Source organism: Paraglaciecola sp. G1-13, from assembly GCF_055809255.1.
The window spans coordinates 4128524-4144038 of the sequence record NZ_CM147903.1 but is presented as its reverse complement, the minus strand read 5'-3'; the positions used below and the strand labels follow the sequence as shown (position 1 = coordinate 4144038).

The 15515-nt window shown below is 46.0% G+C and carries 9 protein-coding genes; 8 read left to right on the top strand and 1 reads right to left on the bottom strand.

Translation table 11 applies throughout. From position 1 onward, the window contains the following. Nucleotides 1–177 precede the first annotated feature (177 nt). The 4 genes from AC0L6N_RS17480 to AC0L6N_RS17465 all read left to right on the top strand — a co-directional run bounded on the left by AC0L6N_RS17480 (nucleotide 178) and on the right by AC0L6N_RS17465 (nucleotide 6701). Nucleotides 178–1398 carry an MFS transporter gene (locus AC0L6N_RS17480; RefSeq protein WP_473481372.1) on the top strand — a complete coding sequence of 407 codons (1221 nt, stop codon included), beginning with the start codon at nucleotides 178–180 and terminating at the stop codon, nucleotides 1396–1398. A 205-nt stretch (nucleotides 1399–1603) separates the two neighbouring features. After that, on the top strand, nucleotides 1604–4528 hold the full coding sequence (locus AC0L6N_RS17475; RefSeq protein ID WP_011576528.1) for a TonB-dependent receptor: 2925 nt from the start codon (nucleotides 1604–1606) through the stop codon (nucleotides 4526–4528). A gap of 180 nt (nucleotides 4529–4708) precedes the next feature. Beyond that, a complete protein-coding gene (locus AC0L6N_RS17470; RefSeq protein ID WP_473476373.1) occupies nucleotides 4709–6202 on the top strand; it encodes a tryptophan halogenase family protein in 1494 nt (497 codons plus the stop codon). Between the two features lie 52 nt (nucleotides 6203–6254). Beyond that, on the top strand, nucleotides 6255–6701 hold the full coding sequence (locus AC0L6N_RS17465; RefSeq protein WP_011576526.1) for a DUF3010 family protein: 447 nt from the start codon (nucleotides 6255–6257) through the stop codon (nucleotides 6699–6701). A gap of 87 nt (nucleotides 6702–6788) precedes the next feature. Here AC0L6N_RS17465 and AC0L6N_RS17460 read toward each other — a convergent pair whose 3' ends face one another. Then, entirely contained in the window at nucleotides 6789–8015 is a 1227-nt protein-coding gene (locus AC0L6N_RS17460; protein WP_473476371.1) for an Nramp family divalent metal transporter, read from the bottom strand. Between the two features lie 217 nt (nucleotides 8016–8232). On the opposite strand from AC0L6N_RS17460, the gene AC0L6N_RS17455 reads away from it, so the two are divergent. From AC0L6N_RS17455 to AC0L6N_RS17440, 4 genes are all read left to right on the top strand, one after another. After that, nucleotides 8233–12117 carry a hydantoinase B/oxoprolinase family protein gene (locus AC0L6N_RS17455; protein WP_473476368.1) on the top strand — a complete coding sequence of 1295 codons (3885 nt, stop codon included), beginning with the start codon at nucleotides 8233–8235 and terminating at the stop codon, nucleotides 12115–12117. A gap of 2 nt (nucleotides 12118–12119) precedes the next feature. Next, on the top strand, nucleotides 12120–12716 hold the full coding sequence (locus AC0L6N_RS17450; protein WP_473476366.1) for a winged helix DNA-binding protein: 597 nt from the start codon (nucleotides 12120–12122) through the stop codon (nucleotides 12714–12716). Between the two features lie 258 nt (nucleotides 12717–12974). Next, nucleotides 12975–13757: an enoyl-CoA hydratase/isomerase family protein gene (locus AC0L6N_RS17445; RefSeq protein ID WP_473476364.1), complete on the top strand. Its 783-nt coding sequence runs from the start codon at nucleotides 12975–12977 to the stop codon at nucleotides 13755–13757. 78 nt (nucleotides 13758–13835) lie between these two features. Then, the gene (locus AC0L6N_RS17440; RefSeq protein ID WP_473476362.1) at nucleotides 13836–15479 is read left to right on the top strand and encodes an AMP-binding protein; all 1644 of its coding nucleotides are present in this window, start codon (nucleotides 13836–13838) and stop codon (nucleotides 15477–15479) included. Nucleotides 15480–15515 lie beyond the last annotated feature (36 nt).

Below are 15515 nucleotides of genomic sequence, written 5' to 3'. Positions count from 1 at the left end.
GCTAATCAACGTTAACATTTGCGGTTATTTATTGTTAATGGGCTAAGGTAAAAGCATATTGGCGACTTATTCACAAGCGTGTCTCTAGAGGCAAACGTTTTACTTTAAAGGAAATAAGCAGTGAAAAATGTTTCAAATTCAAGCAATGCTTCGCTTATTCGCTGGCTCACCTACTTGATGTTCATGATGTTTGCTATGACGTCTGACTCGGTGGGAGAGATCATTAAAGAAGTAAAACGAGAATTTGACGTCTCAAATACAGAGGCGAGTTTGATGCATTCGTTGTTCATGATTGGTATCGCATTCTCGGGGTTGTTTTTGGGTTTCTTGGCTGACAAGTTTGGCAGAAAGAGAACCATCATATTGGGTTTGTCCTTATTTGCTTTATCGTGTTACTTATTTCTAGTCGGTAATAGCTTCGAATTTATTTTAGGTCTCATTACTCTGTCTGGCTTAGCGGTTGGTGTTTTCAAAACAGCAGCCTTGGCACTTATTGGCGATATTTCTCGCTCTACAAAAGAGCACACTGGCACCATGAACGGCGCTGAAGCGTTTTTCGGTGTTGGGGCGATTATTGGGCCGCTGATTGTTGCCTGGATGGTCCGAGAAGGAGTTGACTGGAAATTACTTTATGTTCTTGCTGGTGGTTTGTGTACTTTGCTTATTTTAATGGCGTGGAAAGTCGATTATCCGGAGCATGTGCCTGCTGCTAAAACCCACAAGCCGGTTAATTTCATGAGTAGTCTGAAATTGCTTAAAAACCCGTACGCTATGGGGTTTTCTATCGGAGCCTTTTTGTATGTCGCCGCTGAGAGCGCCATCTACGTTTGGATGCCAAGTTACCTAGTATGTGACGCGGTCAATATCTCAGATGCATTTTCTTGTTACACCAGCGGTCCCGAAAAAATGCTTGCTGTGTATGCAGTGTCTGTTTTCTTTTCACTGCGAGCCGTCGGCCGGTTTGTGGGCATTTGGATGATGCAGCACTTTAACTGGGCCCTAGTGTTGATGTTATTTAGCCTGGCGATCACCCTGTGCTTCATGGGCGGCTTGTTGGGCGGTAAGAGCGTCGCTTTGTATCTTTTTCCTCTGACCGGTATTTTCATGTCGGTAATTTATCCAACCTTCAATTCAAAAGGAATTTGTTGTTTTGCTAAAAACGAACATGGCACCGTTGCGGGCGTCATCTTGTTTTTCACTGCTGCCGGTGCTGCTGCTGGGCCTTTCATTATGGGCATGGTCAGTGATGCTAACGGAGGGGACGCAAAATACGGGTTTATTGTTGCAACAGGTTTTTCCTGCATATTGTTTATCGGCTTATTACTCAACTTCATTTTCAATCCGACAGAAGGCCGTTTAGCCACGGTTGAAGAAGCAGAATATGGCGCTAAGCCATAGCCATATTGCAGCTAACTGAAACGTTATTTAGAAAACTGAGCCGCTTTATCGCTTGGTAATGAATAAGCATCGAATTTCGATGTGGTATTAAAAGTTCAACAAATATTAGGCAACCAGCGAGCTGGTCGGCTTTTAACCGTATTACAGCGTCTATTCAACCATGCTTTGATTGAGTGCGTTGTAAAACAAAATAATGGGGTAACACATGAAGAACACACACTTTTTTAAACCAGCCTTGTTGTCTATCGCTGTCTCAACGGCTATGTATTCCAACGTCTCTTTTGCACAGGAAGCTGCGCAAGCTGAGGATGTAGAAGTCATCTCAGTCTCAGGTATTCGAGGTTCGCTTATCCGCGCTCAAGCGGTAAAGATGGAGAATACTTCAATCGTAGAAGCCATTTCAGCTGAGGACATTGGTAAATTACCAGACTCCTCTATCGCAGAGTCATTAGCGCGTTTGCCAGGTATGTCTGGTGAAAGAGTCGGTGGGCGTACCTCTGGTATCTCTATCCGTGGTTTTAAAGAAGATTTCACTGGTACCTCATTAAATGGCCGCGAGTTAATCGGCATTGGCGACAACCGCGGTGTAGAATACGACTTGTATCCGTCAGAGATCATGACAGGTGCTACCGTTTATAAAACAACAGATGCGGCGTTGATGGTGCAAGGCATTGGCGGTACAGTTGATTTACAAACTGTGCGTCCTCTTCAAGCTCAAGAAACTTTAACGGTTAATGGTGTTTATGAGCTTGCTGGCCGTGACTCAGACAACCCTGAATTTGATAATAAAGGCCATCGTTTATCACTATCATTCGTTGAAAAATTTGCCGACGATACTATTGGTTTAGCGGTGGCATTGGCGACCACTGAATCACCTAATAACCAGCGTAAATTTGGTGTGTGGGGATACAACCCACCTAATGAAGATGGCCATATATTACCATCAGGCTTGGATACCAATGTGCAAAGCCAAGTGCTCGACCGTGACACTGTTTCTGCCGTGTTGCAGTTCCAACCTAATGATAGCTTAAATATCGTTATTGATGCGTTGGATATCAGCTTCTCTGACTCAGGTATTATTCGCGGTTTTGTCGAACCTTTTGAAGCCACAAACGTAACAGGTACAGGCTTCAACACCACAGGTACGCAGATTAACGCAAACTCTGTATTGATTAACAATCCTAAGCAGAAAGACGGGGATTTATCTGTTTATGGTTTAAACGTGGAATATCACGTAAACGACAACTGGTCGGTTAAACTTGATGTAGCAAGAAGTGAATCAACAAAGCGCGACCTACAAGGGGAGTCATATTCTGGCCTTGCTCGTAATGGTGCATTAGACGCTACTGACCCATCTCAATTTGGTACACGTGAATTCGAGATGAGCCAAGACGGCATCTACTTTACCGGTTCGACGGGCTTAGAGGCATTCTCAGACCCAAGCGCTCTTCAATTAACTGGGCCGCAAGCTTGGGGCGGCGGTTTGAAAAACCTTGCAGATAATTTTGCAACAACAGAATTGATGGCTAATGGTGACCCATACAGTTATGTTCAAGCCCAAGATGGCTTTTTAAATTATGCTGATTTCGAAGAAGAGTTAACCACCTACAAGTTTGAAGTGGTTGGCTTACTCGACGGCGATATTTTCCATACCGTCACCGCGGGTATTAATTACAGCGACCGCTATAAGAGCAAAGACAACAAAGGCTTTTTCGTAACGGCCTCTTCATATCCTTTCTCTGATGCCATTCCTTCTCAATATGTGTACAACGGATTAGCCGACTTAACGTGGGCTGGCTTAGGTGAAGTTGTTGCATACGACGGTTTTGCTCCATACAACGATGGTGAGTATCAATATAATGATGCAGGTTTACTTGAACCAGACCGTTTAGGCGACACCTATGTAGTAGAGGAAGAAGTTACCACTATTTACGCGAAAGTCGATTTTAATACCGAGATTGCTGACTTCCCGGTAATGGGTAACGTGGGTCTGCAATACGTACAAACGGATCAGTCCTCTACCGGTTATAACGGTATTGTTGGGGCTAACTTTGCAGTGTGTGACGACGATAACGATCAACAGATTGATGAATCATGCGTTGTTTCTGGGGGAGATGAGTACAGCCATGTACTGCCTAGCTTAAACGTCAGTGTGGAGGTTGGTGACAATCAATTCGTTCGTTTTGCTGCGAACAAAGCGATTAGCCGAGCGCGTATAGATCAAATGAAAGCATCAAGCTTCGTGAAGTTTGACCAAAACATTACGCTTATCGCTATTCCTAACACAATTGAGGCGGTCAATGACTACGGTTCACCTTGGTCTAAATTTGCTGGTAACCCTGAGTTGCGCCCACTAGAATCCAACAACTTTGATTTGTCGTTCGAGCATTACTTCGAAGATGAAGGGTACTTATCAGCAGTTCTTTTCTACAAAGATCTTGTTAATCTAACCCAAGAAAGCAGTGGTGATAGCTCACTGATTAACTTCAGAAACGACGAAACAAACGACGGTGCTGATTACTACATTCCTGGTTTCCACGACAGATTAGCTGTGTTCACGGGTGAGCATGATCCTGCCGGGGTTTTCTACAATGAAGGCGATTTAATCACTCCGCCTGATTACGGCACCTATTCATTCTTTGAAGATGGCCTCAAAGGAGAAGTAAAGGGTATTGAATTGACAGGTAATGTACCATTCAACATTTTCAGTGACAGCCTAGATGGCTTTGGTGTTGCGGCATCGGCTATTTTCATTGATGCAGAACTAGATGATGGTTCACCGCTTGTTGGTCAATCTGATCGCACTTATTCATTGACTGCCTACTATGCCATGGACGGTTTTGAAATACGTGTCGCCGGTACCGATCGCTCTGATTACTCTACGTATCAACGTGGTGGCTCAAATAAAATTGAAACGGCCCAGCGTAACGGCGTAACCCTAGTCGATGCACAAATTAGCTACGACTTCGAAAACTCCGATATTGATTATCTCAAGGGGCTACGTGTTTCATTGCAAGGCACCAACTTGACTGACGTGGATGAGGAAACAGTTGATACCAACGGTATCGTAACGGCTCGTCGTCAATTTGGCCCATCTTATATGGTTAACGTTAACTACGCGTTTTATTAATTAAAACACTGCTACTCGGCCCCTCAGTTTGCTAACTGTTGGGGCCTTTTTTATGCGTCAGATTGTGCATTTAATGCATAAACATGAGTATGATACCAATTCTTTTAAACTCTCGCTGAGTGCTCACTTATTAACGTGGAATGGTATGATAAGTCACTGTAAATTTATAGGGTGTGGAATATGGCAGCGCCAATACGCAAAGTAGTCATAGCAGGTGGTGGTACGGCAGGTTGGATGACCGCTGCCATGCTCAGTAAGGTTTTAAAAGAGCAGGTGGAGGTTGTATTAGTTGAATCCGAAGAGATTGGCATCATAGGGGTTGGCGAAGCGACAATTCCTCCCATACACACATTTAACACTTATTTAGGTTTAGACGAAAAAGAGTTTTTACGAGAAACGAAAGCGACAATCAAACTGGCGATAAAATTCGAAAACTGGCGAGTCAAAGATGAGAGCTATTACCATACGTTTGGTGCGCCAGGTACGAACATGGGGTTTTGCAGTTTTCAACATTATTGGCTGCGCGCCAAGCAAGCAGGCATGACAACACCTCTGTGGAATTTCGATTTAAATTATCTGTGCTGTGAACAGCAAAAATTCAATAAAATCAATACCCAAAACCCAGTATACGAAATGCAATATGCCTATCATTTTGACTCTGGTTTGTATGGTCAGTACTTGCGCAAACTATCCGAAAATGCGGGGGTAACCCGAATAGAAGGGAAAATAGAGCATGTGCAGCGTGACGAGCAGTCGGGTTTCATTACCGGCTTGCAGTTACATAGCGGCCAACAAATAGAGGGCGATTTATTCATTGATTGCACCGGCCAAAGAGGCTTGCTAATCAAAGGAGCGATGGGGGTCGAATTTGAAAGCTGGAAAGACTATTTACCAGCGGATACGGCATTAGCTGTACCCAGCGAACGCTTTGAGCGCACATTACCTTACACTCGCAGTATTGCCCATGCGTCAGGTTGGCAGTGGCGTATTCCGCTAACGCACAGAAACGGCAACGGCATTGTATACAGTTCGTCGTATTTATCCGATGAAGATGCCCATCAAACCTTGATGAGTAATTTAGACAGCAAACCCTTGGATGAAGCACGCAAAATACAGTTTCAAACCGGAAGAACAACTCAGCAATGGCACAAAAATGTTGTCTCAGTTGGTCTCTCAAGTGGCTTTTTAGAGCCATTAGAATCTACCAGTATTCACCTTATTCAATCTGCTATTGTGCGATTATTAAAAATGTTTCCGAACGAGACGATCGAGCAAAGTGTGATCGATGCTTACAATGAAGAGTCCAAGGCCGAATTTGCCACTATCGCTGACTTTATTATTTTGCATTATCATGTAAATGAACGAAATGATTCAGATTTTTGGAAAGACAGGCGGGAAATGCCCATACCAGAGCGGTTAAAACAAAAAATCGCTCTATTCAAAAGTTCAGGGGCTATCTTTAACGAGCCTCTCGATATATTCAGAGATGCTTCTTGGTTACAAGTCATGCTAGGTCAAGGCATTGAGCCTCAGGGGTATCACCCCGCGGCTAACGTGCCTAGCAAAAAAGAATTACTCGCAGTCATGCAGAAAATACAAACAGCCAAACAACAACCCTTAGGGCAAATGTTATCTCATGATGAATTTTTAGCGCGTTATACCAAACAGGGTTAACGAGCCTTAATTTTGCGTTATACTGCGCCGGTCTTAATAAGTTGGGTGATATATGAAAGTTTGTGGTGTTGAATTAAACAGTAATGATGTAAATGTGTGTTTGTTGTCTTTGGCGGATGAGGTGTTCCAACTGCCGGATTTTCGTAGCCGTCGACTCACATTAACCAACATTAATAGCGCCAGTGATTTGCGCTATTTTCAGCAGACCTTCGCTAAGCTAATGGCTGATTACCAAGTGGACAAAGTGGTTATTCGCCAGCGCCCCATGAAAGGCAAATTTGCTGGTGGTGCAGTGGGTTTCAAATTGGAAGCGGCGATTGAACTTATCCCTGATTTAGACGTGGTGATCATGTCACCCACGGATATCAAAGAATCTTTACGACGTAACCCTGTACACATCCCGTATGCTGAGACTGGCCTAAAAGTATTTCAAGAAACTGCGTTTAATACCGCGTTTGCTTATTTGATGAAAGACAAGTACGCCCCGAAAGACGAGTAACTTGTTGCTATATCATTTAGTTTTTAAAAAAGGCGCTTAGCGCCTTTTTTTGTGCACGTAAGATAGCGCGCTACACGCATGTCGTTATCACATCACAGACAGTGATTTTAGAACCAAGCGTACGCCTAACCCCAGCGACACTAAAAATACGATTACGCCCAAACTATTGGCCACAATGCCATTGGTGTATTTACCCAAAAGTGCCTTGTTATTCATGGTGTAAAGTAAGAAGGCAGCAATGATGGGGAGCAACAAACCATTGGCAAACTGAGCCCCAATAATGATATTGATTGGTTTAGCCCCACTTAGCGCAAAGACCATTCCCACTGCCAGCACACTTAAGCTGATACCGCGAAATATTTTTTCTTTCATTTTGGCGTTTGGGTTAACGATTTCAGTGATGGCATAGGCTGTTGCCAATGGGGCGGTCAGTGAACTGCTCAGGCCCGCAGCTAATAATCCAGCACCCAATAGATACTTAGAAAAGCTGCCAAACAAAGGCTCCAGCTGAATCGCCATATCCGCTGCACTATTCGCCCCTAAACCGCGAGAGAATAAACTCGCAGCGGCCGTAGATACTATGAACATTGCCACCAAGCCACCTAAACCGATAGAGACCACTGAATCAGCGCGGGCAGCAGGCAAATCCGCTTCACCTTGCCAGCGCGCCTTTGCTGCAGAGGCGTGTAAAAATAAGTTGTATGGCACAACGGTCGTGCCGATTAAGGCGACCACAGTAATTAAACTATCATCCGGCAGGGTCGGGGTGAACATACCATGGAAAAAGGCGCCTAAATCAGGCTGGCTGACAATAAACGTGCTGATAAATGCCACGCCCATAAAAAGCACTAACACCATAAGCAAGCGCTCTACCTGTTTGTAACTGCCTCGCCAAAGTACTAACGCTGCGACAAGCGTGATAAGAACGATGGTCCAAGTAAACATAGTGTCGTTTGGCTCATCCAATATCGCACTCACTCCAAGCGCCGCCCCGGATAAATTGCCCGCCTCGTATGCGGCATTGCCACCGTAAAGCGCCATGGCAATCAGGGCAAACAGAGGCCATTTCCACATCGAATATTGCAAGCTATCGCGTAGCGCTTCACCCAGTCCCTTTTGCGCTATGGTGCCCAAGCGCCCAGACATTTCTTGGAAAATAATGGTTGAGACAGTGGCGAACAGTAATGCCCACAACAAGGTATATCCAAAATTCGCTCCGGCTAATGTGCACACAGTGACCGTGCCCGGGCCTATAAAGGCAGCGGCGACTAAGGCGCCGGGCCCGACATTCTTAAAAAAATTTAATGACGGCATATCAGGTATTTCCTATGTGCTCGCTTCAGCGAATCTAATTAAATTAAGCATTTTCAATGGTAGACGAGCTTACCCATTAGCTTTGTTGCTGTGTCAACTTAGCAACATAAAAAACCCTTATCAACAATATATCTACAAAATATTGATAAATTATCATTGTGTGGTTAGATTGACGTTAAGTACATTTCTACTTCGTTTCGCAAAGGAATTAAAAAATATGACGCGCACTGCCAGTGAGCAATCGATACCTAACCTTCATTCTTCATCTGATACAAATGGCTCAGACGCCAAGCGCTGGGATTTTTGGATCGACAGGGGCGGTACGTTCACTGACATCGTAGCGAAAACACCCCAAGGTCAGTTTCTAACAAGAAAGCTGCTGTCTGAAAATCCAACGGCTTACGAAGACGCTGCTTTGCAAGGTATTCGTGATTTTCTAAATGTTGAGCCCACTGCGCCTATCCCGAATCAATTAATTAGCAGCGTGAAAATGGGCACAACCGTGGCTACCAATGCGTTGCTAGAGCGCAAGGGCGAGCCCACCGTGCTTATTATCACTGCAGGTTTACGGGATGTGCTCGAAATAGGCTATCAAGTGCGTCCAAAAACCTTCGCCTTAAACATTGAAAAACCTGAAGTGTTGTATCAAGACGTTATCGAAGTGTCTGAGCGTTTCGACGATCAGGGAAACGAGCTAGTCGCACTATGCGAGGAGACTGTGCGCCAAGAACTTCAGCAGCGCTATGAGGCAGGGTTTCGTTCGGTCGCCATAGTATTAATGCATGCGTATAAATTTCCCGAGCATGAATTACGAATTGCGACGATTGCCAAAGAAATTGGTTTTAGCCAAATCAGTACCAGTCACGATGTAAGCCCCATGGTGCGTATTGTACCAAGAGGCGATACCACAGTGGTTGATGCCTATTTATCGCCTATTTTACGTCGTTATGTGCAACGAGTTGGGGCAGCAATTGGCGCTGAGACAGGCGCAGACACAAGTTCAAAAACAAGTGCTGGTACCGATGAAAGCACTGCTATGGTTGAAGCAAAATCGGTGAGTAGTGATAGCAAGCGCTTGCAGTTTATGCGCTCATCCGGCGGTTTAACCGTAGCGAGTAAATTTCAGGGCCGGGACGCGATTTTATCTGGCCCTGCTGGTGGCATTATCGGGGCCGTGCGCACTAGCGAATTAGCCGGTTTTAATAAAATCATCGGTTTTGATATGGGCGGCACCTCTACGGATGTCTCTCATTATGCAGGGGATTTTGAACGCGCCTTTGAAACCCAAGTGGCTGGTGTGCGCATGAGTGTACCCATGATGAGCGTGCATACGGTAGCCGCAGGCGGTGGTTCAATATTACACGTTGATGAGCAACGCTTTCGCGTAGGACCGGAATCAGCGGGTGCATTTCCTGGCCCCATGTCTTATCGAAATGGCGGGCCGTTAACCGTGACCGATGCCAACGTGTGCTTGGGCAAAGTTGACCCGCGCTTCTTCCCTAAATTATTTGGGCCCCAGCACAACCAAGCTATTGATGATGCGGCCGTTAAAGCTGCCTTTGCAGAGATTGCCCAACAACAAAGCACGCAAAGCAGCCCAGAACAAGTGGCTGAAGGCTTTTTGACCATAGCCATTGAACATATGGCGCAAGCGATCAAAAAGATTTCCATTGAGCGTGGCTACGACGTGCAGCAATACGCCTTAACCTGTTTTGGCGGCGCAGGCGGCCAGCATGCGTGTTTAGTAGCAGACCGCTTGGGCATGCAAACTATCTTTATTCATCCTTTTTCTAGTATTTTGTCGGCTTATGGTATGGGTCTGGCGGATATCCGCAGTCAACGCACGGAAACCTTTCAAAAAGTGATGGATCCCAGCGGCCTTGAGGCGCTCAATGCTGCCTTTGCTCGTTTAAAAGCGCACACCAGTAAGGAGCTTAAAGATCAAGGAATTGATGATGCCGAGCAAAGCCATAGCGCCACGGTATTTTTACGTTATCAGGGCACCGATACGACTCTGCCAATAAGCCAAGCCGCTATTGATCAAATGCAGCAAGACTTCGAAGCTCAACACGCAGCTCAATATGGCTTCATCTCCCCTGATAAAGCCATCATCGTTGAGTCTATCTCTATGGAGTCTGCGGGTGGGGGGCAATATATTAATGAGCCTGTTTATCCTCTTGCTGAATCAGCCGTGCCTGATGCCCAGTACACGACCCAAGTATTTTCAGGAGGAGCGTGGCACAACACGCCTATTTATTCGCTAGCTGAGTTGCTGCCAGGTCATCAAGTGCAAGGCCCGGCGATTATTATAGAGGACAATGGCACCGTTATTGTGGAGCCAAATTGGCTTGCAAGCATGACCGAGCACAAGCATTTGGTGTTGAAAAAGAGTGCAGTCGACGCCTTGGAAAACAGCGACACCCAAAATACACCAGCGGTTAGTCATGAGAAAAGCGATCCTGTGCTGGTGGAAATCTTCAATAACCAGTTTATGTCGATAGCGGAGCAAATGGGTATAGTGCTGCGCAATACGTCATCTTCGGTCAACATCAAGGAGCGATTGGACTTTTCCTGCGCCGTGTTTGACGTGCAGGGTCAGCTAATTGCTAATGCGCCACATATTCCGGTGCATTTGGGGTCGATGGATGCCACGGTGAAAGTGCTTATTCAGAGCGGCCTGAGTATTGAAGTAGGTGATGTGTTTATTCACAACGATCCTTTTAACGGCGGCTCTCACTTACCTGATGTGACGGTAATCACCCCTATCTTTGATCAGCAGAAAGAAAACGTAGTGTTCTTTGTGGCCAGCCGCGCGCATCACGCAGATATAGGTGGTATCGCACCAGGCTCTATGTCACCGAAGGCTAAAACTATTATTGAAGAAGGCGTGGTGATCCCGTGCATGAAGTTGGTCTCAAAGGGGCGCTTTCTGCATGACGAGCTGCAAGCATTGATGCAAGGTGCGACTTATCCGGTACGTAATTTCAACCAGAATGTGGCCGACTTACAGGCTCAAATCGGCGCTAATCGCCGAGGTTATCAAGAGTTACTTAAACTAGTCGATGAACACACCTTGGGTGTAGTGAACACCTACACCCAACATATTATGGATAATGCTGAAGAAAGCGTAAGGCGCACCATAGACACTCTACAAGGCGGCGAGTACCGCTACGAAATGGATGGCGGCTTACATATTTGCGTGAAAGTAGCAGTGGATCACGCTAATCGCAGTGCCAGCATCGATTTTACTGGCACGAGTCCCCAGCAGCCGAATAATTTCAATGCGCCTGGGGCGATTACGCAAGCCGTTGTGCTTTACGTATTTCGCTGCCTGGTCGACAGTGACATTCCGTTAAATGCAGGCTGCATGCGTCCACTCAGCATTATTGTGCCAGAGGGGTCAATGCTTAACCCCGTTTACCCCGCGGCAGTGGTTGCCGGTAACGTAGAAGTCAGCCAAGCGGCGACTAACGCATTGTTCGGGGCTTTGGGTGTGCTCGGCATGAGCCAAGGCACTATGAATAACCTGACGTTCGGTAATGCGAAATATCAATATTATGAAACCATTTGCTCTGGCGCCCCTGCTGGTCCTGGTTTTGATGGCGCAGCGGCAGTGCATACCCACATGACAAACTCACGCTTGACGGATCCTGAGATTCTAGAGTCTCGTTACCCCGTATTGTTGGACAAGTTTATCGTACGCAGAGGTTCGGGCGGCAAAGGCCAATGGGATGCGGGTGACGGTATCGAAAGACGCATTCGCTTTTTAGCGCAGATGCAGTGTGCAATATTGTCTGGCCATCGGGAAGTCCCGCTAGCCGGTGTTAATGGGGGGGATTCAGGTGAACTTGGGTATAACTGGATTGAGCGTAACGGCCAGAAATGGTTAGATTTGACCGGCAACGGTGAAACCCAAGTACAAGTAAATGATGTGGTGGTTATTCAAACACCTACTGGCGGCGGGTTTGGCAGCGTTTTTGATAAAACGACTGATAAAAAAACGGTAGACGAAAAGATAGAAGACAAAAAGAGAGAAGCCAAAAAGAGAGCAGACAAAAAGACGCAAGGTAAAAAGGCAGATACCACTGGGCAAGGAGAGTAACGATGAGCGATAAAGATGAAACGACTAAGGGCACAGCTGAAGCTGCTGATCGCGAACGAACTGACGTCGAGCGCTCTGATACCCAAAGCACGGATAACCAGAGAAAAATCGTCTCCTCTGAGCATTTGGCCAGTGATGGAAATTGGCCATTATCTGAAGTCGAATATGGTATGACGGTGGTGTACAACGCGTTTTCACAGTGGATGGTGCGCTGCGCTAATGCAGCCGGTATTGGTGAGTTGGCGGTGCTAGATATTTTGATACTGCACAATATCAATCATCGAGGGCGCGAAAAGCGCTTGAACGACATAGCCTTTATGCTGAATATCATTGATACCCACACAGTGAATTACGCGCTTAAAAAGTTGCTAAAGCTTGAGTTAGTCATCGGCACTAAGCGTGGTAAAGAGATTTTTTACGCCACGTCTGACAAGGGTAAACTGGCTTGTGAGGAGTATGGTCGCGTTCGTGAGCGATGTTTACTTGATGGGCTAGGTATGCTCGATATCGACCAACAAGAATTAGCTAAACTGGCGTCTACATTGCGTTCAATGTCAGGTTTATACGATCAAGCATCGCGCGCAGCGGCATCTTTGTAACAGCATGTATAGATTAAGCCGTATTTAGGATGAAAGGCGGCTCAAAAATGCTGTTAAACTCTTTCTTAGTAGCATATTAACACTTCTATAACATCTGAATATGGTCCTCCATAGCTAGATTCAATTTACCTTTTTGCTAACTTGGTGGCATGGTTCATGTCATTCGTGCCATCCCTATCCACCGCGTTCTTCCGCGGTAACGATAGGGAGGCGCTGTGAAGATACTAAACCAGCCATTTCGAGTAGAGAGCAAATATTGTGTCCGAAGCCTTATCTGTCACCACTTCTATCCACGGCAGCGTTGCCGTCATTTGCTTTAATCGCCCCGATAAACTAAATGCTTTTGATGATAGTCAGCGTAAATCCTTTCGTGAAGCCGCGAACAAGGTCAATGCCGACGATAGCATACGAGCTGTGGTGCTGATGGGGGAAGGCAGAGCCTTCAGTGCAGGCGCCGATTTAAATGAAGTCATGCCTGATGAGCTAGATGTAGAGCAGGGCTTGATACAAGAATATAAACCCGCTTTGATGGCGATAACGCAGGCACCAAAACCTTGGATTAGCGCCGTCAATGGCGCAGCTGCAGGCATTGGTAGCGCGTTCGCTATGGCATGCGATTTAACTGTCATGGCCGAGAATGCCTATATTTATCAAGCTTTTAGCGCCATTGGTTTAATACCTGATGGTGGCGCTACTTGGCATCTTGCGCAAACGGTGGGGCGCAAACGCGCTTATGAGCTGATCGCGCTGGGTACCAAATTAAGTGCAACGGAGTGCTTACAACTAGGACTGTGTAATCGTGTTGTACCAAACGCTGCACTACTCGATGAAACTATGGCACTGGCTAACGAACTCAGTACTAAAGCGCCATTAGCATTGCGTTACGCTAAAGAGGCGTTACATGTTGCTACGCAAAGTAACTTGAGTGATACGTTTGACCATGAAGCCAAATTACAAAAAATATGTGCCAACAGTGAAGATGCCAAAGAGGGCAGTAGTGCATTTTTAGCTAAGCGTAAAGCGAAATTCACCGGTCGGTAGTCGTACTAACATGAGGACGTGGCGGCATATTTTGGGTAATGCGCCGTAGGTTCTAAATTATTGATATAGGAGTAGTTAATGGACAATACAACGGTACTGCATAGCTTATTTGCAGGTAACGAAGCGCACCCTGATAAGCCCATGTTCCATCAACCAATCGACCGCCAATGGCATACCTACACATGGGCCGAAGTGACTGAGCAGGCCAAGCGCATTGCTCAAGGCTTACGCGCTCAAGGTTTCGAAAAAGGCGATCGTATTGTCATTATGTCGAAAAACTGTGCTGAGTGGATCATCGCTGACTTCGCCATTGCTATGGCGGGGATGGTCAGTGTGCCGATTTATGCCACCGCTGGGGTGAATATTATCGAGCACGTGATTAATCACAGCGGCGCAAAAGCGATATTCGTGGGAAAATTGGATAATCTCGATGCAGCCAAAGCGGCTATTCCTAGTACGTTATTGAGTATATCTTTTCCTTACCCCACGGTTGAATGCCATGAAAAGTGGAATGATTGGCTAACAGCATTTGAACCTATTGAGGATCCATATCTGCCAAGTCATGACGATTTGGCGACGATTTCTTACACGTCGGGCACCACGTCTTTGCCAAAAGGGGTGGTATTGAGTCATAAAAACTTCTCTTCTGCGGCGGACAACGTCATCAAGCTCTTTGAGATTAGAGACGGTGATCGCTCAATCAGTTATTTGCCTTTGGCGCATATTACCGAGCGCAGCTTAGTGGCGGTATTTGTGCGCTGTAAAGTCGAGGTGTATTTTACTGAAAACCTACAAACATTCGTGGCTGATATTCAGCACGCGAGCCCTACAGGGTTCTCGTCGGTGCCACGCTTATGGTCGGTATTTCAGGCTCAGGTCATCAGCCAAGTAGGCGCTGAAAAGCTAGATAAAATGCTCAAATTGCCAATTATTGGCAAATTGGTCGCCAGTAAAATTCGCAAAAAACTCGGGTTACACAAGGCCCGTACCTTTGGCTCAGGTGCTGCGCCTATGTCTGAATCTGTTTTGGCCTGGTATCACCGTTTGGGTATTCCAATCAACGAAGGGTGGGGTATGACGGAAACTACAGGTCTTGCCAGCGGCAATATGCCTTTTAGTCATGAAGACTTGGGCACAATTGGAAAACCTATGCCCAATATTGAAATGACCCTCTCTCCTGACAGTGAAATTCTTATCCGTGGTGATTTGGTGTTTAACGAATACTATAACGACCCAGAAGCCACAGCAGAGAACTTCGTTGACGGTTGGTTTAGAACGGGCGATGTGGCGACCATTACAGAGACAGGTGCCTACAAAATCACGGGGCGCATTAAAGAGCAGTTTAAGACAGCAAAAGGCAAGTATGTGATGCCAGTGCCTATTGAAAGCCTGCTTTTTGCTAACTTAAATGTGGAGCAAGCGTGTGTGCTTGGAGCGGGACAAAAGCAACCAGTGGCCATGGTGGTGCTTAATCAGTCGTGCAAGCGTAAATCAAGTGAAGTGATTAAATCTCTGCAAGACACGCTAGCGAAAGTGAATAGTCAGTTAGAAAGTCATCAAAAACTCGATTTCATTATGGTGTGTAGCCATGGTTGGACAGTAGAGAACGATTTACTGACAGCCACCACTAAGGTTAAGCGCAGTGATGTAGAGTGCCACTATAGTTGGTTATTTGATGAAGACCGTGGTGAGGGCATACTATGGGAAGAAGACTTGCACTAGGGGCTGTTGAACGTTGGACTATGTTTTTTGACTTAG